Origin of the sequence: Ralstonia insidiosa, from assembly GCF_008801405.1 — a bacterium.
Lineage (GTDB): Bacteria > Pseudomonadota > Gammaproteobacteria > Burkholderiales > Burkholderiaceae > Ralstonia > Ralstonia insidiosa.
In genome coordinates this window covers 2,433,332-2,457,048 of the sequence record NZ_VZPV01000001.1, presented here as the reverse complement: position 1 = coordinate 2,457,048, position 23,717 = coordinate 2,433,332, and the positions used below count along the sequence as shown (strand labels likewise).

Genomic DNA, 23,717 nt, shown 5'->3' with positions numbered 1-23,717 from the left:
GGGTTTTTAATGCGTTTGGACAAACTGACCACCCGCTTCCAGGAAGCGCTGGCCGACGCGCAGAGCCTGGCGCTGGGCAACGACAATCCGTATATCGAACCGATCCACCTGCTGCTGGCGATGCTCCGCCAGCCGGATGGGGCCACCAAGAACCTGCTGGCCCGCGCGGGCGTCAACACGGGTGCGCTGGATACGGCGCTGGACCGTGCCATCAAGCACCTGCCGCAGGTGCAGGGTGGCGAACAGGTGCAGGTCGGCCGTGACCTGGGCAGCCTGCTGCAGCAAACCGAGAAGGAAGGCATCAAGCGTGGTGACCAATTCATCGCCAGCGAGCTGTTCCTGCTGGCCGCCGCTGACGACAAGGGCGAGGCCGGCCGCATCGCACGCGAACATGGCCTGGCGCGCAAAGCGCTCGAATCGGCCATCGACGCCGTACGCGGCGGTCAGACCGTCGGCAGTGCCGAGGCTGAAAGCCAGCGTGAAGCGCTCAAGAAGTACACCATTGACCTGACCGAGCGTGCCCGTAGCGGCAAGCTCGACCCGGTTATCGGCCGTGACGACGAAATCCGCCGTGCCATCCAGATCCTGCAGCGCCGTACCAAGAACAACCCGGTGCTGATCGGTGAGCCGGGTGTGGGCAAGACCGCCATTGTTGAGGGGCTGGCACAGCGCATCGTCAATGAAGAAGTGCCGGAAAGCCTGAAGGGCAAGCGCGTGCTGGTGCTGGACATGGCGGGCCTGTTGGCCGGTGCCAAGTACCGCGGCGAGTTCGAGGAACGCCTGAAGGCCGTGCTGAACGACATCGCCAAGGAAGAGGGCCAGACCATCCTCTTCATTGACGAGATCCACACCATGGTGGGCGCGGGCAAGGCCGAAGGTGCGATGGATGCCGGCAACATGCTCAAGCCCGCGCTGGCGCGCGGTGAGCTGCATTGCATCGGCGCGACCACGCTGGATGAGTACCGCAAGTACATCGAGAAGGATGCTGCGCTTGAGCGCCGCTTCCAGAAGGTGCTCGTGGATGAGCCGAGCGTGGAGGCGACCATCGCCATCCTGCGTGGCCTGCAGGAGAAGTACGAACTGCACCACGGCGTGGAGATTACCGACCCGGCAATCGTGGCGGCGGCGGAACTCAGCCACCGCTACATCACCGACCGCTTCTTGCCGGACAAGGCCATCGACCTGATCGACGAAGCGGCCGCGCGCATCAAGATGGAAATCGACTCGAAGCCCGAGGTGATGGACAAACTGGATCGTCGCCTGATCCAGCTCAAGATCGAGCGCGAAGCGGTGAAGAAGGAAACCGACGAAGCCTCGCAAAAGCGCCTGGAGCTGATCGAGCAGGAGATCGAACGCCTGCAGAAGGAATACGCCGATCTGGATGAAATCTGGAAGGCCGAGAAGGGTGCAGCGCAAGGCACAGCTGTGCTCAAGGAAGAGATCGACAAGATCAAACTTGAGATTGCCAAGCTGCAACGCGAAGGCAAGTTCGACAAGGTGGCCGAGTTGCAATACGGCAAGCTGCCCGAGTTGGAGGGCAAGCTGAAGGCCGCGACCGACGCGGAGACCGCTGGCCAGAAGCAGCCGAACAAGCTGCTGCGCACGCAGGTGGGTGCCGAAGAAATTGCCGAAGTCGTCAGCCGCGCCACGGGCATCCCCGTGTCGAAGATGATGACCGGCGAGCGCGAGAAGCTGCTCAAGATGGAAGACCGCCTGCACGAGCGCGTGGTCGGCCAGGACGAGGCTGTGCGCCTGGTGTCCGACGCCATCCGCCGCTCGCGCGCCGGTATCTCGGACGAGAACAAGCCCTATGGCTCGTTCCTGTTCCTGGGCCCGACTGGTGTCGGCAAGACCGAGCTGTGCAAGGCGCTGGCCGGGTTCCTGTTCGATTCGGAAGAGCACCTGATCCGCATCGATATGAGCGAGTTCATGGAGAAGCATTCCGTGAGCCGCCTGATCGGCGCGCCTCCGGGCTATGTCGGCTATGAGGAAGGCGGTTATCTGACCGAAGCCGTGCGTCGCAAGCCGTACAGCGTGGTGCTGCTCGATGAAGTTGAGAAGGCCCACCCGGACGTCTTCAACGTGCTGCTGCAGGTGCTGGACGATGGCCGCCTCACTGACGGTCAGGGCCGCACCGTGGACTTCAAGAACACGGTGATCGTGATGACGTCCAACCTCGGCTCGCAGTTGATCCAGTCGATGACGGGCGAGCCGTTCGATGTGGTGAAGGGCGCGGTGTGGCAGGAAGTGAAGACGCATTTCCGCCCCGAGTTCCTGAACCGAATCGACGAGGTGGTGGTGTTCCATTCGCTGGACCAGAGCAACATCGAGTCGATCGCGCGCATCCAGCTCAAGCGTCTGGCGGCACGTCTGGCGCATATGGACCTGACGCTGGAGATTACCGATTCTGCCGTGGCCAAGCTGGCCTCGGCGGGCTACGACCCGGTGTTTGGGGCGCGACCGCTGAAGCGTGCCATCCAGCAGCAGATCGAGAACCCGGTCGCGCGGATGATTCTGGAGGGCAAGTACTCGCCCAAGGATGTGGTGCCAGTGGACTATCGCGACGACCACTTCACGTTCGAGCGCGTGGTGCACTAAGCCGCGCAGTGTTGTGTTTGAGAAAGCCCGTCTTGCGAAGACGGGCTTTTTTTATGCCTGCAACGTGCCGTCAGGCGACAAGTGGCAGGCTGATGCGGAAAATCACGCCGCCTTCCAGGGCATTTGCCGCGTCGATCCGCCCGCCGTGTGCCTGCACGATGGCTTGCGAAAGCGCCAACCCAAGACCCGTACCCGGCGTCTCGCTCGCCCGGGCACGCGCGCCACGGTAGAAGCGCTCGAAGATGTGCGGCAATTCGGCAGGGGGAATCCCGGGGCCATGGTCGCTGACTTGCAGGACGGCGTCGCCGTGCTCGGCCGACCAGGCAATCTCAACCGTGGTGCCCGCTGGCGAAAACTTGACGGCGTTGTCCAGCAGATTGGTCAGGGCCAAGGTTGCCGGGGCACGGGCGATCCGGATGGGCAGATTCGTGCCCGCTTGTGTGGCCAGGGTGATGCCGCGATCCTGGGCCGCCGGGGTGACACGCTTGACGCACGTCTGCACAAGCTCAATGACCGGCACCGCTTCCAGCATGTCCTGGTCCTGGCCGGCATCCAGGCGCGCGAGCATCAGCAGTTCTTCCACCATCTGCGTGAGCCGTCCGACCTCTTCCACGCACGAGTGCAGGGTCTCGACGTATTCTTCGCGGCTGCGCTCGCGCCGCAGCGTGACCTCAAGCTCGGTACGTAGCCGCGACAGCGGTGAGCGCAACTCGTGCGAGGCATCGGCCGTGAAGCGGCGCTGCATGTCGAAGCCGTGTTCGAGGCGATCGAGCATGTCGTTGAGCGTATCGACGAGCTTGCCGATGTCATCGGACGTGCCGGGGTGCGGCAGGCGCTCGTCGAGGTTGTTGTCGCCGATCCGGCGGGCCTGCTTGACGACGTTGTCAATGGCGCGAAAGACGCGCTGCGTGAGCATGGCGCCCGCGGTGCCGACAGCGAGCAGCAACGCAACCGCCAGCCCGACGAACAGCACCACCGCCGAGTCCAGGATCCGGTTGACGTCATCGAGCGACCCCGCAACCTGGATGACCAAGGGCGGCGCACCGGGGGTGCTGTGTATCGGCAGCGACACCATGCGCAGCGGCTCTTCGCTGAAATCCTGCAGGGTCTCGAAGACCGTTTCGCCTTGCGCGAGACGGCCGAGCAATACCGGAGACGTCGGCAGACGGGTCGTGCCAAGGTTGGCACTGCGTGCAAGGACGTCCCCCTGCGCATCGACAATCTGCACCAGACGGTCCAGGCGCACCAATGAAGGGGGGGCCGTACCTGTGGGTTTTTCATGCACGCGGATGGGTTGGCTTTTGCTACCTAACAGCATGCCGGCCTCGGTTTCGGCCAGTGCCAGCAGCGCGGCATCCAGTTGCCGATGGGCGATGCGCGACAGCTCCCACCACGCGGCGAAGGCCACGCCCGTCACAACGATCACGATCACGGCCCAGTGCGCGAGGATCAGGCGGCGCTGAAAACTAAACATGGTGATCCGTTGGTGCGCTCAGGCGAAAGCCTTGTCCGCGTACGGTTTGAACGAGCGCTGGCAGGTCGGGCGGATCGATCTTGCGGCGCAGGTTCTTCATGTGCACGTCGATCAGGTTGTCGATGGCGATGAGGTCAGCATGCCAGATGTTTTCAGCGAGCTGCACGCGGCTGACCACCTCGCCGGCATGGCGCATCAGGAACTCCAGCAGGGCGTATTCCTTGGGCGTGAGATCGATGGCGTTGCCTGCTCGCGTGACCAGGCGCGTGGCTGGTTCGAGCCGCAGATCACCAATGGCGAGCACTGGCGCCGGTGCCAGCCTGGCCCGCCGCAGCAGTGCGCGGACGCGGGCCAGCAGCTCGTCAAACACGAACGGCTTGGTCAGGTAGTCGTCAGCACCGGTGTTGAGGCCGGCGATGCGGTCGGTGTGGGCATCCCGCGCGGTCAGCATCAGGATCGGGGTCTGGATGCCACGCTGGCGCAACTCGGCACAAAACGTCACGCCTTCTTTGCCGGGAAGCATCCAGTCGAGGATGACCAGATCGGCCGCGCGGATCATCGGTTCGTGGGCTTCTTCCGCCGCGTGTGCAAGCGCCACCGTAAAGCCTTCTTCTTCCAGGCCGCGTGCCAGCAGGCGGGCGGCTTTGCGGTCGTCTTCGATCAGCAGGATGTTCATCGGGTAGCGCGCATGAGGGCGGCAGGACGGCGGGATTCTAGCAATGCGACCGTCTGATGTTCCTGAAGAAGAATTCAGGTTGCACTGCAACATCGTTGCGTAGCATGGCGACCGCGTCCTCATGGAGCGGATGCGCAGAACATCAACACGCATGTATCGGAGCACGCCATGCAAGCCTCCTCGACTTCTTCCAAACGACTTTTCTATAGCGCCATCACGTTAGCCGTGGCGGGCGTTTTCCTGTGGGGCGCGCTGTCCCTGCACGCCAAGGAGCCCAGCGCTCAGGCGGTGGTCGCCCTTCAGCATAAAGATGACCGCATCGTGGTTCCGGATGCCTCTCCGCTGCGCCGCTCGCTGGTGGTGACGGCCGCGTCGGAAGATGCCGTTTCTGCGGCGTTTGTACTGCCGGCCTCGGTGGAGGCCGACCCGGGCAAGCTCGTCAAGGTATTGCCGCCGCTGTCGGGCCGCATCGTGAGTCTGAACAAGCAGCTGGGCGATGAAGTCAAGGCTGGCGACGTGCTGTTCACGCTCGATTCTGCCGACTTGGCCGAGGCGACCAGCACCGCGGCCAAGGCGCAAGCGGCGCTGGTGCTGGCCAAGAAGAATCTGGACCGCCTGCACGAGCTGGACAAATCCGAGATCACACCCCGGCGCGATCTTGAGCAGGCCCAGAACGACTACGCGCAAGCCGTGAGCGAGGCCGAGCGCGCCAACAACAAGCTGGCACAGCTCGGTGCCAAGGGTGGGGCCAAAGTGTCCGGCGGGCACATCCTGTCGGTGCGCTCGCCCATCTCGGGCCGCGTTGTCGACCTCAATGGCGCCACCGGCGGGTACTGGAACGACAGCAATGCGTCGGTGATGACGGTGGCGGATCTGTCCCGCGTGTTCGTCACGGCCAATGTGCAGGAGAAGGATCTGTCCAAGGTCTACGTTGGCCAAGCGGCTGCCGTGAAGCTCGATGCCTATGCCGAACCGCTGGCCGCCAAGGTGCGCTACGTGGGCGAAATGCTCGACGCGGATACACGCACGGTCAAGGTGCGCATGGTGTTCGACAACAAGGACGGTCGCCTGAAGCCCGGCATGTTCGCGCAGGCCACGCTGCAGGGCCAGCCGCACACGGGCGTGATCGTGCCGATGTCGGCGCTGGTGCAGTCGGGCTTCAACACGCGCACGTTTGTCGAGGTGGCGCCGTGGCAGTTCCAGGCGCGCGTGGTCAAGACGGGTGCGCAGGTTGGCGACAAGATCGAGATCCTCTCGGGCCTGAAGGCCGGTGAGCGCGTGGTGACCAAGGACGGGGTGCTGCTCAATGATTGAACGTCTGGTCACCCTATGCTTCAACCGGCGCGGCATTGTCGTGCTGGTCTTCCTGATGGCCGCGCTGTACGGCTGGTATTCATGGAAGCAGCTGCCGCTTGAAGCCTATCCCGATATTGCCGACACCAGCTCGCAGGTCGTAACGCAGGTCAATGGCTTGGCGGCGGAAGAGGTCGAGCAGCAGATCACCATTCCGCTGGAGCGCGCCATCATGGGTACGCCCGGCATGCACGTGATGCGCTCCAAGAGCACGTTCGGGCTGTCGCTGATCACCGTGGTGTTTCAGGACGGCGCGGAAGACTACTGGTCACGCCAGCGCCTGCAGGAGAGCATCAACGGCGTCGACTTGCCCTATGGCGCCAAACCGGGCATGGACCCGTTGACTTCGCCCATTGGCGAGATCTACCGCTACACGCTCGAATCCAAGACGCGCGATCTGCGTGAGCTATCGGAGCTGCAGTTCTGGAAGGTCATCCCGCGCCTGAAGCAGGTAGCCGGCGTGGTGGATGTCGCCAACTTTGGCGGTCTGACCACGCAGTTCATGCTCGAATTCGCTCCAGCCAAGATGACCAAGTACAGCGTGTCTCTGAGCCAGATTTCGCAGGCCATCCAGGCCAACAACGCCAACGCGGGCGGCAGCATCATGCAACGCGGGGAGCAGGGCCTGGTGGTGCGCGGCGTCGGCTTGATCCGCAACCTGGAAGACCTCGGCAACGTTGTCGTGAGCCAGAAGGGCGGCGTGCCGGTGCTGATCAAGGACATCGGCCAGGTGGTGCTGGGCAACCACGAGCGCAACGGCATCCTGGGGCGAGACGGCAATCCCGACACCATCCAGGGCATCACGTTGCTGCTGCGTGGCCAGAACCCGTCTGTCGTCATGAAAGGGGTGCACGAGGCCGTGCGCGACCTCAACGAGCACATCCTGCCGAAGGACGTGAAGGTAGTGGCGTATATCGACCGCAGCAAGCTGGTGGATGCCACTGTCCACACCGTCGGCAAGACCCTGATCGAGGGCATGGTGCTGGTGTCGCTGGTGTTGCTGCTGTTCCTGGGCAGCCCGCGCGCGGCGCTGATCGTGGCGGTGACGATTCCGTTCTCGCTGCTGGCGGCGTTCATCCTGATGCACCACTTCAAGATTCCGGCCAACCTGCTGTCGCTGGGCGCAATCGATTTCGGCATCATCGTCGACGGTGCGATCGTGATGATGGAAAACATCCTGCGCAAGCGAGAAGAAGAGGAAGGGCGCGAACTGGACGGCGCCGACATCATGGCTGCCGCGCGTCAGGTCACGCGACCGATCTTCTTTGGCATGGTGGTCATCATCGTGGCCTACCTGCCGCTGTTTGCCTTCCAGCGCATTGAGTACAAGCTGTTCTCGCCGATGGCGTTTGCAGTGGGGTTTGCGTTGCTTGGCGCGTTGCTGGTGGCGCTGTTGCTGGTGCCCGGTCTGGCGTACTGGGCTTACCGCAAACCGGCCAAAGTGTTCCACAACCCGGTGCTGCAGTGGCTGACGCCGCGTTATGAGGGTTTGCTCAACCGGGTGGTCGGCAAGTCGCGCGCCATGATCGGCCTGGCGGTGGCCACGCTGGCGGGGGTGGTGATCCTGGGCGCGTCCATCGGGCGGGATTTCCTGCCCTATCTGGATGAGGGCTCGATCTGGCTGCAGGTGACGCTGCCGCCCGGCATTTCGCTTGACAAGGCATCGGAGATGGCCGGCAAGCTGCGCGAGGCCGCACGGGAGTTTCCGGAGGTCGAGCACATCGTCACGCAGGTCGGCCGCAATGATGAGGGGACGGACCCGTTCTCCCCATCGCACATTGAAAGCGCGGTGACGCTGCACCCGTACAGCGAATGGAAGACCGGTCGAGACAAGCAGGAGTTGATCGCCAAAATGGCCGAGCGCTTCCAACAGTTGCCCGGCATTCAGGTGGGCTTTTCGCAGCCGATGATCGATGGCGTGCTCGACAAGCTGGCGGGTGCGCATAGCGATCTGGTGGTCAAGGTGTACGGCAATGACTTTGCGCAGACCCGGCAGCTGACCACGTCGATCGAGCAACTGCTCAAGACCGTGCCCGGCGCGCAGGATGTGATCATCGATCAGGAGCCGCCGTTGCCGCAGGTGCGCATCGATGTGGACCGCGCAGCAGCGGCCCGCCTGGGCATCAACATTGCCGATGTGATGGACCTCATCCAGACCGGCATCGGCGGCAGCCCGGTCACGAAGGTGTTTGTGGAGGACCGCAGCTACGACGTAGCCGCGCGCTTTGTCGGTACCTCGCGCAACAACCCCGAGGCCATCGGCAACCTGACGCTGACCACCGCCAACGGTGCGCACATTGCCCTGGCGCAGATCGCCAAGGTGGGCTTTGCCGAGGGCGAAACGACGATCACGCGAGAAATGAACAAGCGTCACCTGACCGTACGGCTGAACTTGCGCGGGCGCGATCTCGCTTCGTTCCTGGACGAAGCCAAACAGCGCATCGACCAAGAGATCCAGTACGACCACACGCGTAACCAGATTGCGTGGGGCGGCCAGTTTGAGAACCAGCAGCGTGCGCAAGCCCGCCTGGCGCTGATTCTGCCGATGGTGCTGGCGCTGATGTTCGTGCTGCTGTTTGCCGAGTTCAAGAACCTGCGCCAGCCGGCGTTGATCCTCTGCGCGGTGCCGTTGGCCACGCTGGGTGGGCTGGTGGCGCTGCACCTGCGCGGCATGACATTGAACGTGTCGTCTGCCGTGGGCTTTATCGCGCTGTTTGGGGTGGCAGTGCTCAACGCCATCATCATGGTCTCGAACCTGAACCGCTGGCGCAAACAGCCCGGCCTGAGCTTGAAGGAAGCCGTGGTGGGCGGGGCGCGCGAGCGCATGCGCCCGGTGCTGATGACGGCCACCGTGGCTGCGCTGGGTTTGATTCCTGCAGCGCTGGCACATGGTCTTGGCAGCGATGTGCAGCGGCCGCTGGCCACTGTGGTGGTGGGTGGTCTGACGAGTGCAACTGTACTCACGCTGGTGCTGCTGCCCGCGCTGTATTACCTGATTGAAGAACGAGCGGCCCGACGCAAGCGTCCGGAAGGCCCGGTCGCCTATGTTGCAACGGAAGGGGAGTCGTGATGAACCGCATGACACGTATTGCCGCCAGCGTCGTGCTGTTGGTGACTGCCGCGGGCTGTGCCGTGGGGCCGGACTTCAAGCGCCCGGCGGCTCCGGATGTGTCCGGATACACGGCCAATCAGCTGACGACCACCGTAGCAACGCCGACGCAAGACGGACAGTCCCAACGCCTGAACCAAGGGCAGGCCGTTTCGGCAAAGTGGTGGACGCTGTTTGGCTCCGACGCGTTGAACACGCTGGTGGAGGAGGCGCTCAAGGCGAATCCCGACCTGCAATCGGCCAAGGCGGCCCTGCGCGCTGCTCAGGAAAACCTGGCAGCACAGCGGGCCGACTTCTTCCCGACGCTGGATGGTTCGCACAACTCGTCACGCACACGGAATGCCAAGGCGATCGCCAGCCCGCTCAAGTCCAACGCGGATCTCTATTCGCTACATACGTCGCAGCTGGTGGTGTCCTACATGCCCGACGTGTTCGGCGGGGTCCGGCGGCAGGTGGAGTCGACCGCAGCCCAGACGGAGGCGGTGCGCTTCGAGTATGAGGCCGCTTATCTGACGCTGACTTCCAGCGTGGTCAACGCAGCCATCCAGGAGGCAGCGCTGCGCGCGCAGGTCAAGGCGACACAGGAGGCCGTGAAGGTCGCCAACCAGTTGCTGGAAGCCACCCGCAAGCAACAGCGCGCAGGGCTGCTGGGCGGCGCCGATGTGGCCGCGCAGGAAGCCGCGCTTGCGCAGATGGAGGCCAGCTTGCCCCCACTTGAGAAGCAACTGGCCCAGCAGCGCAACCTCATCACCGTGTTGGCCGGCCGTTACCCCAGCGACGAGATCACGCAGCGCTTCGAGTTGGATGCATTGCATCTGCCGGCTGAACTGCCGCTGAGTCTGCCGTCGCAACTGGTTGAGCAGCGGCCCGACATTCGGGCGGCACAGGCGCAACTGCACGCGGCCAGCGCGGACATTGGCGTGGCGATTGCAGCACGCCTGCCCAGCGTGACCTTGACTGGCAACGTCGGCAGCTCGGAGGAGTTGCTGCGCATGCTGTTCTCCAGCGGTACGGGCTTGTGGAACCTCTCGGCTGGCTTGGCGGTGCCGATTTTCCATGGCGGCAGCCTGATGCACCAACAACGTGCGGCAGAGGCCCGGTATGACCAGGCAGCCGCGCAATACCGCAGCACCGTACTGACGGCGTTCCAGAACGTGGCGGATACGCTGCATGCCATCCAGGCCGATGCCCGCTCCCTGCAAAGTGCACATAAGGCCGAGTTGGCAGCACGCAAAAGCCTGAGCATGGCGCAGCGCCAACTGGCAGCCGGCATGGTCGGCTCGCCCGCCGTATTGCAGGCGGAGCAGGCATATCAGCAGGCCCTGGTGAGCGTGGCGCAAGCCCGCGCGGACCGGTTTGTCGACTCGGTAGCACTGTTGCAGGCGCTGGGCGGTGGCTGGTGGGCGCGTGACGAGCAAGTCGCAGGCAGCAGCTAAGCCACGCTATCAAGAGAGAAGCGCACGATCCTCACCCTGCGAGCGGGCGACCCTCGCAGGGTGTTTTTTTCTGGAGAGGCATCGTGCCGGTCTCTCTTATGCAAAAAACGATGAACAATCCCTGAAACCATTCGTTCCCCGTACAAGGCCCGCTCGGTAGTCTTGCTTCTATCCAAATCCATAAGACGTAAGAAACGGAGCCAGCAAGATGATTCGCAAGTTTGTCTTCAACGCCATCGCGGCTGCCATTGTGGCGGGGGGATCCGTCGGTGCGCACGCGGCAACGACGCTGCTGAACGTGTCGTATGACCCAACGCGCGAACTGTACAAAGAGATCAACACCGAATTCGCCAAGAAGTGGAAGGCCGAAACGGGTGAGGACATCACCCTGCGTGCCTCGCACGGCGGTTCGGGCAAGCAGGCCCGCTCGGTCATCGACGGGCTGGAAGCCGACGTGGTGACGCTGGCCCTCGGCTACGACATCGACGCCATTGCGGAGAAGGGCCTGACGGCCAAGGATTGGCAGAAGCGCCTGCCGAACAACGCCTCGCCGTACACGTCCACCATCGTGTTCCTGGTGCGCAAGGGCAACCCGAAGGGCATCAAGGACTGGAACGATCTGGTCAAGCCGGGCATTGCCGTGATCACGCCCAACCCGAAGACCTCGGGCGGTGCACGCTGGAACTATCTGGCCGCCTGGGCCTATGCGCTCAAGCAGCCGGGCGGCTCGGACGCCACGGCCAAGGATTTCGTGCAGAAGCTCTACAAGAACGTGCCGGTGCTCGATTCGGGCGCACGCGGTGCGACCACCACCTTTACCGAGCGCGGTATCGGCGACGTGCTGATCGCGTGGGAAGACGAGGCGCTGCTGGCCGCGCGCGTGGAAGGCAAGGACAAGTTTGACGTGGTGGTGCCGTCGATCTCCATCCTGGCTGAGCCGCCGGTGGCGGTGGTGGACAAGGTGGCCGACAAAAAGGGCACGCGCAAGGCTGCGGAGGCGTACCTCAAGTTCCTGTACACGCCGCAAGGGCAAGAGATTGGCGCGAAGAATTTCTATCGCCCGACCGATCCGGCCGTGGCCAAGAAGCACGAGAGCGAATTCCCGAAGGTGAAGCTGGTGACCATCGACGACACGTTCGGCGGCTGGCAGAAGGCGCAGAAAACGCACTTTGCCGATGGCGGCCAGTTTGATCAGCTCTATCAACCGGGCAAGTAAGCCCAAGCAACCAACAGGTGTGTCCGCATCATGAGCATCCTGACCATCTCCGGCAGCCCTTCGGCGCAATCGAAGTCCGCGCGCCTGCTGGGCCATGTACGTGCGCAGCTTGAACGTGCCGGTGAGACAGCGGACCACCTAGACCTGCGCAGCCTGCCAGCTGATGCGCTGCTGGGCGCGCAGGTGTCCGACCCCGCCATCGCCAATGCGGTGGCGCGGGTGGAAGCGGCTGGGGTGGTGATTCTGGCCACGCCGGTCTACAAGGCGGCTTACAGCGGCCTGCTCAAAACGTTTCTCGATCTGCTGCCGCAGAGCGGGCTGCGCGACAAGGTCGTGCTGCCGATTGCCACTGGCGGCAGCCTCGCCCACACGCTGGCGATCGACTATGCGCTGCGCCCGGTGCTGACGGCACTGGCGGCACGCTCGATCCTGCCCGGCATCTTTGCGGTCGATTCGCAGATCGTGGTGGAAGACGATGGCCTCACGGTGGAGCCATCGCTGCAACAGCGTCTCGATGACGGTGTGGAGCGCGTGCACCAGGCGCTTGCGCTGGCCCGGCACCCCGCCGTCGCGCAGGTGATCGTCTCCAGTCGCAGCGCGGTACGTGCCACGTTCCAGACTGCTGGCGCAGAACGAATGCGATGTCTGGTTTGATGCCACAGCGGGTGCGCTAAGCGCACCGCTTGCATCGCCGACGCGTCCCCGACGCTTTCTCGTTGTTGTCATGCCGCGCAGCGCCTGCGCGCGGATCGTGCCGCCCTTACATCCCAGATCGACTGAATCATGAAAGCCCACTCGCCCCTGCGCAGGACCCTGACCATCGCCGCCACGCTGCTCGCCACGTTGGGTGCACCGGCTGCGTTTGCCAATAGCGATACGCCGCCCCCAACCGCTGCAAAGCAACTCCGCATCGGCTATCAGAAATACGGCACGCTGACCGTGCTCAAGGCACGCGGCACGCTGGAAAAGCGCCTCGCGTCGCAAGGCATTGAAGTGAAGTGGACGGAGTTTCCGGCTGGCCCGCAGTTGCTCGAAGGCCTGAACGTGGGGGCTATCGACTTCGGCACCACGGGCGAAGCGCCACCGATCTTCGCGCTGGCTGCTGGCGCGCACCTCGTCTACGTGGGCAACCAGCCGCCCGCACCGGCTGGCGAGGCCATCATCGTGCCGAAGAATTCGCCGCTGAAGACCGTGGCCGACCTGAAAGGCAAGCGCGTTGCCTTCAACAAGGGCTCGAACGTGCACTACCTGCTGGTCAAGCTGCTGGAGAAGGCCAATGTGCCTTACAGCGACATCCAGCCCGTCTACCTGACCCCCGCCGATGCACGTGCCGCCTTCGAGCGCGGCGCCATTGATGCCTGGGTGATCTGGGACCCGTTCTTTGCGGCTGCCGAACAGCAACTCGGCGCACGTGTGCTGGCCGACGGTACGGGCGTCGTCAACAACTCGCAGTACTTCCTGGCATCGAAGGGCTATGCGGCTGCGCGGCCCGATGTGCTGAACATCGTGCTCGATGAGCTGAAGAAGACCGACACGTGGGCGGCTGCCAATCCGAAGGACGTGACGATCATTCTCGGTCCGCAACTGGGTCTGGAGCCAGCAGTGGTGACCCGTTCGGTCTCGCGCATTGTTTACGGCATCCAGCCGGTCAGTGCGGAAGCCCTGGCGGATCAGCAACGCATTGCCGACACGTTCCACGCGCTCAAGCTGATCCCGCGTCCGGTGAAGGTGGCGGATTCCGCCTGGAATCCGAACGCGCAACCGACCACGCAACAAGCGGCTCGCTGATCGCCATGACCATTGATATTCAACGCCGCCGTTTGCTGACGGCCTCGGCCGCCGGGGCATCGCTGGCGGCGCTGGGCTCCGTCGCTCATGCCGCGAACGCTGCCGGCGCCCCTGCCAACCTGCCGAAGATCACGCCGCCCGCGCAACTGCGCATTGGCTTTCAGAAGAGCGCGGTCAACCTCGTCATCGTCAAGGAGAACCGCGCGCTGGAGCAGCGCTTTCCGGGCACGAAGGTGAGTTGGCTGGAGTTTCCGGCCGGGCCGCAGCAACTGGAGGCGCTGTCCGCAGGCAGCCTGGATCTGGCCATCACCGGCGATACGCCGCCCGTGTTTGCGCAGGCGGCTGGCAAGGACTTGCGCTATGTGGGCGTGGAGCCGCCCAAGCCGGACAGCTCGGCCATCCTCGTGCAGCAGGACTCGTCGCTCAAGACACTGGCTGACTTGAAGGGCAAGCGCGTGGCGCTGCAAAAGGGTTCGAGCGCGCATTTCCTGATCGTGCGCGGCCTGCAGAAGGGCGGCCTGACCTTTGCCGATATCCAGCCCGTGTATCTGACGCCCGCCGATGCGCGAGCCGCCTTCGAGCGTGGCGCCGTAGACGCCTGGGGCATCTGGGACCCGTACTACGCTGCCACCGAGCTCGCCATCAAGCCGCGCGTGCTGGCGACGGGCCGCACGCTGTCGTCCAACAACTCGTTCTACTTCGCACCGACCGCGTTCACCGAGAAGCATGGCGACACCATCGCCGCGATCTTCGCCGAGCTCTCGCGTGCAGACCGGCTGGTGCAGGAAAACCGCAAGGAAGCGGCGCAGCGCATTGCGGATTTCTCCGGCCTGTCGCTGGCGACGGTGCATCTGTTCCTCTCGCGCCGGCCGCCATCACCGGTGCGCCCGGTCACGCCCGAGGCGATTGCCGAGCAGCAGCGCGTGGCCGATGCCTTCCACGGGCTCGGGCTGATTCCGCGCGCGGTCAAGCCGGTGGACATCGTGTGGCATCCGACGCCGGCCCAATTGGCCATCGCTCGGGCTTGAGTTGATCTGAGAACAACACAATCCAAGGAAACCATCATGCAAGTCTTCTGGTTCATCCCCACCCACGGCGACAGCCGCTACCTCGGTACTGCAGAAGGTGCGCGCCAGGTCGATCACACCTATCTGCAGCAGGTGGCCGTGGCGGCCGACACGCTCGGCTACGAGGGCGTGCTGATCCCCACCGGCCGCTCGTGCGAAGACCCGTGGATCGTCGCCGCCAGCCTGATTCCGGTGACGAAGCGCCTGCGCTTTCTGGTGGCCGTGCGCCCCGGGCTGATGGCACCGACGCTGGCTGCTCGCATGGCCGCTACGTACGACCGCCTCTCGCAAGGTCGCCTGCTGGTGAATCTCGTGACGGGTGGCGACCCGGCTGAGCTGGAGGGCGATGGCCTATTCCTCAATCATGCGGAGCGTTACGAAGCCTCGGAAGAATTCATCCGCATCTGGCGCGAGACGCTGGCGGCCAGCCACGAAGGCGCGGCACTCGACTACACCGGCAAGCACCTGAGTGTGAAGGGCGCGAAGGTGCTGTATCCGCCCGTGCAGAAGCCGCATCCGCCGGTGTACTTTGGCGGCTCGTCGGAAGCCGCGCATGAACTGGCGGCCGAGCAGGTCGACACCTATCTCACCTGGGGCGAACCGCCTGCCGCCGTGGCCGAGAAGCTGGCTGACGTGCGCAAGCGCGCCGCCAAGCATGGCCGCACGGTGCGCTTCGGCATCCGCCTGCACGTGATCGTGCGTGAGACGGACGAGGAAGCGTGGGCCGCCGCCGACAAGCTCATCAGCAAGCTGGATGACGATACCGTTGCCCGCGCGCAAGAGGCGTTCCGCAAGATGGATTCCGCCGGCCAGCAGCGCATGGCTGCCCTGCACGCAGGCGGTGCCAAGCGCAGCCGCGCCGATCTGGAAATCAGCCCGAACCTGTGGGCCGGCGTGGGCCTGGTACGTGGTGGTGCAGGCACGGCACTGGTGGGCGATCCGCAAACGGTGGCCGCACGCATCAAGGAATACGCCGATCTGGGCATCGACACGTTCATTTTCTCGGGCTATCCGCACCTGGAAGAGGCGTACCGCTTTGCTGAGCTGGTGTTCCCGCTGCTGCCGCGCTCGGTGCGTGAAAAGCTGCCGGGCAACGTGCTCAACGGGCCGTTTGGCGAAGTGATTGCCACCGGCATCGTGCCGCGCGTGGCGGCAAGCTGAAGGGGCAGGCGCATGGCATCAAAACAGAACACCTTCCTGCGTGCGGCGCGCCAGCGTCTGACGCCGTGGATCGTGCCGCTGGTGCTGCTGGTGCTGTGGCAGGCGTCGGCGCAATGGGGCTGGCTGTCGAACCGCATCTTGCCGGCGCCGCTGGACGTGGCCAAATCTGCCGTTGCGCTCGCGCGCTCGGGTGAGTTGTGGACGCACGTGGCGGTGAGCACGTGGCGCGCGCTGCTGGGCTTTGCGATTGGCGGCTCGCTCGGGTTGGCGCTGGGATTGCTGACCGGCACGTTCCGCACCGCTGAGACGCTGCTCGACACGACCTTGCAGATGATCCGCAACATCCCGGTGCTGGCGCTGATTCCGCTGGTGATTCTGTGGTTCGGTATTGATGAATCGGCGAAGTTGTTTCTGGTGTCGCTGGGCGTGTTCTTCCCGATCTACCTGAACACGTATCACGGCATCCGCTCGGTCGATCCGGCGCTGGTGGAGATGGCGCGCAGCTATGGTCTGTCGCGTGCGCAGTTGTATCGCGAGGTGATCCTGCCTGGTGCGTTGCCGCAGATCCTGGTGGGGGTACGGTTCTCGCTGGGTCTGATGTGGGTGACGCTGATCGTGGCGGAGACGGTGTCCGCCCAGGCCGGCATCGGCTACATGACGATGAATGCGCGCGAGTTCCTGCAGACCGACGTGGTGCTGCTGGGCATCCTGCTGTACGCGTTGCTGGGCAAGCTGGCTGATCTGCTGTCGCGTGCGCTGGAGCGCTTCTGGCTGCGCTGGCACCCCGGCTATCAAGCGGCAGCCTGAGCTGAATTGGAGAAACCCATGCAAAGCAACGCGACCGAACAGGCTGAACTGGAGCGTGTGGAACATCGCGGCACAGCGCTGCACATCGAACACGTCGTCAAACGCTATGGCGACCGCGAAGTGCTGCACGGCATCGATCTGGAAATCACGCCGGGCGAGTTTGTCGTCATCGTTGGACGCAGCGGCTGCGGCAAGAGCACGCTGCTGCGGCTGATTGCCGGGCTGGAAAGCATTGACGATGGCCACCTGCGCCGCGACGGCGACACCGAAGACGGCCTGCTCGACGATGCCCGCGTGATGTTCCAGGATGCGCGCCTGCTGCCGTGGAAGAAGGTGCTCGATAACGTCGCACTCGGCCTGCCGAAAGCACAGCGCGCGCAGGCCGCTGAAGTGCTCGCACAAGTGGGCCTGGCCGAGCGGGCAGGTGAGTGGCCGGCGCGTCTGTCGGGCGGACAACGCCAGCGTGTGGCACTGGCGCGGGCACTGGTACACCGCCCACGCCTGCTGCTGCTGGACGAGCCGCTGGGTGCGCTCGATGCGCTCACCCGCATTGACATGCAGAACCTGATCGAGGGGCTGTGGCAGCGCCTTGGTTTTACCGCCGTGCTGGTCACGCACGACGTGGCCGAAGCCGTGGCGCTGGCTGACCGCGTTGTGCTGATCGAAGACGGCCGCATCACACTGGATGAGCGCATCGATCTGCCGCGCCCGCGCCACCGGGGTTCGCCCGCGTTTGCACGGCTGGAGGAGGCCATCCTCAACCGCGTGATGCAGCGCAAGATCGATCCGAATGCAGTAACCGATGTGCGCTCGCACACGGCGTGGACATCACCCCTGGACGTGCCGGCCACGGCCGTGCGCTGGGCGGTGTAAGACGCCGCAAACCTTTCTCCTGAAAACATTCATTGGCACGTAGTGTCGTTGTCATCTAAGAAGGAACATCATGAGCATCCAAGCGATTAACGTACGCAACCAATTTCGCGGGCAGATCAAAGAGATCATCCGGGGCGATGTGCTCTCGGAGATCGACGTGGAGACCCCGGCCGGCATCGTCACTTCGGTCATCACCACCCGCTCGGTCGATAGCCTTGGCCTCAAGATCGGCAGTGAAGTGGTTGCGCTGGTGAAGGCGACGGAAGTCTCGATCGCCAAGCTGTAAGGACGGGGAGGAGACGGCGACCTAGTAGGAACATCCAGGAGCCCCATCCCATGAGTCTCATGCACACCACTGCACTCGCACAATTTCTCGGCACCCTGCCGAATGCCCCGACGCCGGACCGCCAACTGTGGCGCGACGCCAGCGGCCGCGTGCAGGGCCAGTTCTTCCACAGCTCGCTCACCAGCCTGTTTGAACCGGTCTGGCAGCTTGCCGCTGACGGCACGCTGGCGCTCGCCGGCCACGAAGCGCTCATGCGCACATGGACGCGCGACGGCGATCTGGGCCTGAACCCGTGGAAGCTGTTCTCGCTGGCGTCGGACGACAGCACGCTGGTGGAACTCGATCGCCTGTGCCGGCTGGTGCATACGCTCAACTACTTTGCCCGTACCGATGCGCGGCGGCTGGTCGTCAACGTGCACGGCCGCTTGCTGGCGGCGGTGGCGGCCGACCACGGCAAGGCGTTCCACCGCGCGGTGGTGGCGCTGGGGCTGTCGCCGGAGCAGTTCGTCATCCAGGTGCCGTCCACGGCCAATGACGATCTGGGGCTGCTGCTGTTCGTGGTGGACAACTACCGGCGCAACGGCTTTGCCGTGGCGGTGCAGGCATCGGACCCGGCCGAAGCAGGGGCATTGCTGGTGCACGCCAAGCCCGCGTATCTGAAGCTCGATGCGCGCCGCGATTGGGTGACGCGGCACGTGGTGTCGCTGGCGGATTCGGCACGTGAGCTGGGTGTCACGCTGACCCTGCGCCGTTGCGAGCGCCTCAGTGATCTGGAGCTGGCGCGTGCGGCCGGTATCACCCACGTGCAGGGCAGCATATTGCCCGGCGCGGAGCCCGAGCCGGAACCTGTGGCGGCATCCGAACCCTTGGTGGTGGTGTCACCGACGCGTGCCCCGATGGCGCAGGCGCCGTTACTGCCGCAGCAATGCGCCGGTATTTCTCTGATTGAATAGCCGCCTCGCCGGTCACCCGGCAAGCGGCCCCGAGGATGCATTCATGGCACGCAGTGCATTGGCAACTTCGCCCGAACCTTCACCGGACAAACGCGCGACACGCGCTTGGCACTGGCCGGCCGATGTGGCAATCGTCACGGTGCCCGGTCTGCATGGCAGCGGCCCCGGACACTGGCAGACGCGCTGGGAGGCGCGATTTCCAGAATGGCGCCGGGTCGAACAGACGGATTGGTCGACGCCCGAGCTGCCGCGCTGGTCGGCGCGCGTGGGTGAAACGGTGCGCGCTGCGTTGGCCGAGCGTGCTGCGTCTCGCCAGAAGCGCCGGGTGATTCTTGTCGCGCACAGCTTCGGCTGCCTGGCGTCGATTCATTGGGCCACCCAGGTGCACGAGGCACGAGAGGCGCGCGATTCGGTCGCGGGCATCCTGCTCGTCGCACCGGCTGATCCGGACAAGTTTGGTGTGCGCGATCTGCTGCCGCAGCGCACCTTGCCGTTTCCCGCCGTGCTCGTCGCCAGCCGCAACGACCCGTGGATGCCGCACTGCTACGCGGTCGACTGGGGCTCCCGCTGGGGTGTCGAGTTGGTCGATGCCGGGGAGGCCGGTCACATCAACGCGGATTCCAACCTGGGCGAATGGGACGCCGGCCTTGCGCTGCTCGATCGCCTGATCGGCCGGGCAAGTGCACAAGACACCACCCGGGACGGCGCAGACTGGCAAGCCCAGTGGGATGTCTTACCAAGCACCCCTTATATCTAAAACGATGATGCACATGCGCAAATATTCGTTTTCGTCATAAGAACTGTTCGCCACAATTGGTTCATCTGCAAATCGGTCGCAGTACTTTTCGCTCTGTGGCCATTTTTATCGGTTGCGCTGATGAGCCTGTCCTCTGCGTTGTCCCCTTCCAAGCGGCGTAAGCCTGCCAACGTGCTCCCGGGTTTTGGGCTGGCGCTGGGCTTTTCGCTGCTGTACCTCGCGCTGATCGTTCTGATCCCGCTGTCGGCGACTGTCCTCAAGACGTTCACGATGACGTGGGATGCGTTCTGGACTACGGTCACCGCGCCGCGTGTGGTGGCGTCGTACAAGCTGACCTTCGGCGCGTCGTTGATTGCGGCGGTGGTCAACCTGGTGTTCGGGTTGATCCTGGCGTGGGTGCTGGTGCGCTATCGCTTTCCGGGCAAGCGCGTGATTGATGCCCTGGTCGACCTGCCGTTTGCGCTGCCGACCGCGGTGGCGGGCATTGCGCTCACTGCGCTGTATGCGCCGAATGGCTGGATTGGCTCTCGCCTGGAGCCGCTCGGGCTGAAGGTCGCATTCACGCCGCTGGGCATTGTGGTTGCACTCACCTTCATCGGCCTGCCGTTTGTCGTGCGCACGGTGCAGCCGGTGCTGGAAGACTTGGAAACCGAGCTGGAAGAAGCTGCCGCCAGCCTGGGTGCCACGCGCTGGCAGACCTTTACGCGGGTGATCCTGCCGACTTTGCTGCCCGCACTGTTGACCGGTTTTGCGCTGGCCTTTGCCCGCGCCACAGGGGAATACGGCTCGGTCATCTTCATCGCCGGCAACATGCCGATGATCTCCGAGATCACGCCGCTGATGATCTATTCCAAGCTCGAACAGTTCGACTACGCAGGCGCTACGGCCATCGCCGTCGTTATGCTCGGTATCTCGTTCACGCTGCTGCTGGTGATCAACCTGCTGCAGGCCTGGACGCGCCGCCGCGGCAATCGCAATGACACCATCGAGCGTGCCCCCGAAACCTTGACCGCCAACGCGGCAGGAGCCTGACATGGCCGGTACTGTTTCCCGTCAACTTGGCCATGCGCCGGCTGCTGCACGAAAGGGCGCCACAGCAGAATCCGCCTGGGTGCGCGCGACGCTGATCCTCGTGTCGTTTGTCTTCCTCGCGCTGTTCCTGTTCGTGCCGCTGGCGAGCGTGTTCTACGAGGCCTTCAAGAAGGGCGTGGATGTTTATCTCGAAGCGCTGATCGAGCCCGATGCGCTGTCCGCGATTTACCTGACGCTGACTGTCGCGCTGATTGCCGTGCCGCTGAACGTGGTGTTTGGCGTGGCGGCTGCATGGGCCATCGCCAAGTTCGAGTTTCGCGGCAAGAACCTGCTGCTCACGCTGATCGACTTGCCGTTCTCGGTGTCGCCTGTCATTGCCGGCCTGATCTACGTGTTGCTGTTCGGCGCGCAAGGCTGGTTCGGCCCCTATCTGTCAGACCACGATTTCAAGGTCATTTTTGCCGTGCCAGGCATTGTGCTGGCGACCATCTTCGTCACATTCCCGTTCGTGGCACGTGAGTTGATTCCATTGATGCAAGCGCAGGGCAGCGAAGAGGAAGAGGCCGCCATCGTGCTGGGCGCATCGGGCTGGCAGACGTTCTTCCGCGTGACGCTGCCTAACATCAAGTGGGGCCTGCTGTACGGCGTGATCCTGTGCAATGCGCGGGCGATGGGTGAGTTTGGTGCGGTGTCGGTGGTATCGGGCCACATCCGCGGGCTGACCAACACGATGCCGCTGCACGTCGAGATCCTCTATAACGAATACAACTTCGCGGCCGCATTTGCCGTGGCCTCGCTGCTGACCCTGCTGGCGCTGGTGACGCTTGGCCTCAAGACGCTGGTCGAATGGCGCAGCCGCCGTGAACTGGCTGACGCCGATGCCGGCGTGGGCGAGGGCCCCGGTCAGCGCGCTGCACAACAACAGACATCCAATCCGAATTCGCACGTCTCCGTGCAATCTCCGCTCGAAGGGAGCGCAGCATGAGCATCCAGGTTCAACACATCACCAAGCGCTTCGGCAACTTCATCGCCCTCAACGATGTCTCGCTCGATTTCAAGAAAGGCGAACTGACCGCATTGCTGGGCCCGTCGGGCTGCGGCAAGACCACGCTGCTGCGCATCATCGCGGGGCTGGAGCATGCGGATTCGGGAAGCATCCATCTGAACGGTGAAGACGCCTCGGAACAGCACGTGCGCGAGCGCCAGGTCGGCTTCGTGTTCCAGCACTACGCGCTGTTCAAGCATATGACGGTGTTCGAGAACGTGGCCTTTGGCCTGCGCGTGAAACCGCGTGCGCAGCGGCCCAGCGAAGCGCAGATCCGCGCCAAGGTAAAGGAACTGCTGGAGCTGGTGCAGCTTGATTGGCTGGCTGATCGCTACCCGCCGCAACTGTCGGGTGGGCAGCGTCAGCGGATTGCGTTGGCGCGTGCGCTGGCGGTGGAGCCGCGTGTGTTGCTGCTTGATGAGCCGTTTGGCGCGCTCGATGCCAAGGTGCGCAAGGAACTGCGCCGCTGGCTGCGCCGCCTGCACGACGATCTGCATGTCACCAGCCTGTTCGTCACGCACGATCAGGAAGAGGCGCTGGAAGTGGCCGACAACGTGGTGCTGATGAACCGTGGGCAGGTGGAGCAGGTCGGCAGCCCGGCTACGGTCTACAACACGCCAGCCACGCCGTTCGTCTATGGCTTCCTCGGCAACGTGAACCTGTTCCACGGCCGCTTGGAAGAGGGCGAGGGCGGCAGCGTGCTGCATGTGGGCGATGCGTCCATCACCGTGCCGTCGGGCGGTGTGGATTCGTCGCGTGCCGATCAAGCGGTGGCGTTTGTGCGCCCGCACGAGATCGACCTAGAGCGCTATGCGCCCGGCGCCGAAGGCATCCCCGTGACGTTGCGCCGCGCGCTCACGCTGGGTGCCGTTGCACAGCTGGAGCTGGAGCGTTCGGATACCGACGACGTCATCGAAGTCTCGCTGCCCATCGAGCGCTTCCGCGCCGAGGGTTTCCGTGAAGGCGAAACGCTGGTGGTGCGCCCGCGCGCCATTCGCGTGTTCGCCCAGGGCAGCGCACAGCCCACCGTGCAGGCCACCGCTTAACCCCCACCCAATTCGCCGCTCCGACGACAACCATTCGAGAGGACACGAGCATGAACTTTCAGCAACTGCGTTCCATCCGCGAGGCGGTGCGCCGCCAGTTCAACCTGACCGAAGTCGCCAACGCGCTCTATACGTCGCAGCCGGGTGTGTCGCGGCAGATCCGCGAGCTGGAAGACGAGCTCGGTGTGGAGATTTTCGAGCGCTACGGCAAGCGTCTGACCGGCCTGACCGAGCCGGGCCGCGAGATCGTGCGCATCGTCGAGCGCCTGCTGCTCGAAGCCGAAAACCTGCGCCAGGCCGGTGAGGAATTCTCCGGCCGCCAGTCCGGCCGCCTGACTGTGGCGACCACGCACACGCAGGCGCGCTATGCGTTGCCGAAGGTGGTGCAGTCGTTCCGCAAGGAATACCCGCACGTCACACTGGCGCTGCAGGAGGCATCGCCTTCGCACATCGTTGAACTGCTGCTGACGGGGCAGGCCGACATCGGCATCGCCACCGAGGCTGTGGCCAACGAACCGGGGCTGACCTCGTTTGAGGCCTACCGCTGGCGCCACGTGCTAGTGGTCAGCCCGGACCATCCGCTGACCAAGAACCCGCTGCCCACGCTGGAAGACGTGGCGCAGTACCCGTTGATTACCTACGACGCCGGCTTCACGGGCCGCCGCAACATCGACGCCGCGTTTGCTGCCTCGGGCCTGCATCCGGAGATCGTGCTGACCGCCATGGACGCCGACGTGATCAAGACCTACGTCGCGCTGGATGTGGGCGTGGGCATCATCGCGTCGATGGCGTATGACGGGCGCAAGGACGATAACCTCGTGTGCATCGGCGCGGATCATCTGTTCGAACCGAACACTACGCGTGTGGCGGTGCGGCGTGGCGCGTACCTGCGCGGCTATGCGCACGACTTCATCGGGATGTTCGCGCCGCATCTGTCGCGTGAGACGGTGGCGGAGGCGGTGGCTTCTACGGTGGTGGCGCAAATGACGCGGCCAGCGTCTGGGGAGGCGTTGGCCGCGTAGGCTGTACGAGATATGACT

General features: G+C 64.3%; 20 protein-coding genes. 18 read left to right on the top strand and 2 right to left on the bottom strand.

The window, feature by feature from the left end:
- The first annotated feature begins 9 nt into the window (after positions 1-9).
- Positions 10-2,598, top strand: a complete 2,589-nt coding sequence (clpB, locus tag F7R11_RS11655; RefSeq protein ID WP_064803699.1) for an ATP-dependent chaperone ClpB — start codon at positions 10-12, stop codon at positions 2,596-2,598.
- A gap of 70 nt (positions 2,599-2,668) precedes the next feature.
- On the opposite strand, the gene F7R11_RS11650 is transcribed toward clpB, so the two are convergent.
- Together F7R11_RS11650 and F7R11_RS11645 are read right to left on the bottom strand one after the other, a co-directional pair.
- Positions 2,669-4,072: a sensor histidine kinase gene (locus tag F7R11_RS11650; RefSeq protein ID WP_021194303.1), complete on the bottom strand. Its 1,404-nt coding sequence runs from the start codon at positions 4,070-4,072 to the stop codon at positions 2,669-2,671.
- Positions 4,065-4,748 carry a response regulator gene (locus tag F7R11_RS11645; protein ID WP_064803697.1) on the bottom strand — a complete coding sequence of 228 codons (684 nt, stop codon included), beginning with the start codon at positions 4,746-4,748 and terminating at the stop codon, positions 4,065-4,067. The genes F7R11_RS11650 and F7R11_RS11645 overlap by 8 nt, the downstream gene beginning before the upstream one ends.
- 168 nt (positions 4,749-4,916) lie before the next feature.
- On the opposite strand from F7R11_RS11645, the gene F7R11_RS11640 reads away from it, so the two are divergent.
- From F7R11_RS11640 to F7R11_RS11560, 17 genes are all read left to right on the top strand, one after another.
- Positions 4,917-6,062, top strand: a complete 1,146-nt coding sequence (locus F7R11_RS11640; RefSeq protein WP_064803695.1) for an efflux RND transporter periplasmic adaptor subunit — start codon at positions 4,917-4,919, stop codon at positions 6,060-6,062.
- Positions 6,055-9,171 (top strand): efflux RND transporter permease subunit, encoded by a 3,117-nt coding sequence (locus tag F7R11_RS11635; RefSeq protein ID WP_064803693.1) that lies wholly within the window; start codon positions 6,055-6,057, stop codon positions 9,169-9,171. Before F7R11_RS11640 ends, F7R11_RS11635 begins: the two co-directional genes overlap by 8 nt.
- Entirely contained in the window at positions 9,171-10,646 is a 1,476-nt protein-coding gene (locus F7R11_RS11630) for an efflux transporter outer membrane subunit (protein ID WP_082932826.1), read from the top strand. The genes F7R11_RS11635 and F7R11_RS11630 overlap by 1 nt, the downstream gene beginning before the upstream one ends.
- Positions 10,647-10,854: 208 nt before the next feature.
- Positions 10,855-11,862, top strand: coding sequence for a sulfate ABC transporter substrate-binding protein (locus F7R11_RS11625; RefSeq protein ID WP_021194307.1), 1,008 nt, complete (start codon positions 10,855-10,857; stop codon positions 11,860-11,862).
- Between the two features lie 30 nt (positions 11,863-11,892).
- Positions 11,893-12,516 carry an NADPH-dependent FMN reductase gene (gene ssuE, locus F7R11_RS11620; RefSeq protein WP_064803690.1) on the top strand — a complete coding sequence of 208 codons (624 nt, stop codon included), beginning with the start codon at positions 11,893-11,895 and terminating at the stop codon, positions 12,514-12,516.
- A gap of 129 nt (positions 12,517-12,645) precedes the next feature.
- On the top strand, positions 12,646-13,650 hold the full coding sequence (locus F7R11_RS11615; RefSeq protein ID WP_064803688.1) for a sulfonate ABC transporter substrate-binding protein: 1,005 nt from the start codon (positions 12,646-12,648) through the stop codon (positions 13,648-13,650).
- A 5-nt stretch (positions 13,651-13,655) separates the two neighbouring features.
- The gene (locus tag F7R11_RS11610; protein ID WP_064803685.1) at positions 13,656-14,678 is read left to right on the top strand and encodes a sulfonate ABC transporter substrate-binding protein; all 1,023 of its coding nucleotides are present in this window, start codon (positions 13,656-13,658) and stop codon (positions 14,676-14,678) included.
- A gap of 36 nt (positions 14,679-14,714) precedes the next feature.
- Positions 14,715-15,878 (top strand): FMNH2-dependent alkanesulfonate monooxygenase, encoded by a 1,164-nt coding sequence (gene ssuD, locus F7R11_RS11605; RefSeq protein ID WP_064803682.1) that lies wholly within the window; start codon positions 14,715-14,717, stop codon positions 15,876-15,878.
- 12 nt (positions 15,879-15,890) lie between these two features.
- Positions 15,891-16,685, top strand: coding sequence for an aliphatic sulfonate ABC transporter permease SsuC (gene ssuC, locus F7R11_RS11600; RefSeq protein ID WP_064803680.1), 795 nt, complete (start codon positions 15,891-15,893; stop codon positions 16,683-16,685).
- A gap of 18 nt (positions 16,686-16,703) precedes the next feature.
- Positions 16,704-17,558, top strand: a complete 855-nt coding sequence (locus tag F7R11_RS11595; protein WP_064803678.1) for an ATP-binding cassette domain-containing protein — start codon at positions 16,704-16,706, stop codon at positions 17,556-17,558.
- Positions 17,559-17,628: 70 nt separating this feature from the next.
- Positions 17,629-17,844, top strand: coding sequence for a TOBE domain-containing protein (locus F7R11_RS11590; protein ID WP_004626558.1), 216 nt, complete (start codon positions 17,629-17,631; stop codon positions 17,842-17,844).
- A gap of 50 nt (positions 17,845-17,894) precedes the next feature.
- A complete protein-coding gene (locus F7R11_RS11585) occupies positions 17,895-18,797 on the top strand; it encodes an EAL domain-containing protein (RefSeq protein WP_064803675.1) in 903 nt (300 codons plus the stop codon).
- Positions 18,798-18,840: 43 nt separating this feature from the next.
- Positions 18,841-19,554 carry an RBBP9/YdeN family alpha/beta hydrolase gene (locus F7R11_RS11580; RefSeq protein WP_064803673.1) on the top strand — a complete coding sequence of 238 codons (714 nt, stop codon included), beginning with the start codon at positions 18,841-18,843 and terminating at the stop codon, positions 19,552-19,554.
- Positions 19,555-19,674: 120 nt separating this feature from the next.
- Positions 19,675-20,586: a sulfate ABC transporter permease subunit CysT gene (gene cysT, locus F7R11_RS11575; RefSeq protein WP_021194316.1), complete on the top strand. Its 912-nt coding sequence runs from the start codon at positions 19,675-19,677 to the stop codon at positions 20,584-20,586.
- A gap of 1 nt (position 20,587) precedes the next feature.
- A complete protein-coding gene (cysW, locus tag F7R11_RS11570) occupies positions 20,588-21,571 on the top strand; it encodes a sulfate ABC transporter permease subunit CysW (protein WP_021194317.1) in 984 nt (327 codons plus the stop codon).
- Positions 21,568-22,677 (top strand): sulfate/molybdate ABC transporter ATP-binding protein, encoded by a 1,110-nt coding sequence (locus F7R11_RS11565; RefSeq protein WP_104577598.1) that lies wholly within the window; start codon positions 21,568-21,570, stop codon positions 22,675-22,677. Before cysW ends, F7R11_RS11565 begins: the two co-directional genes overlap by 4 nt.
- Before the next feature lie 50 nt (positions 22,678-22,727).
- Positions 22,728-23,699 (top strand): CysB family HTH-type transcriptional regulator, encoded by a 972-nt coding sequence (locus F7R11_RS11560; RefSeq protein ID WP_064803669.1) that lies wholly within the window; start codon positions 22,728-22,730, stop codon positions 23,697-23,699.
- Positions 23,700-23,717: the final 18 nt, after the last annotated feature.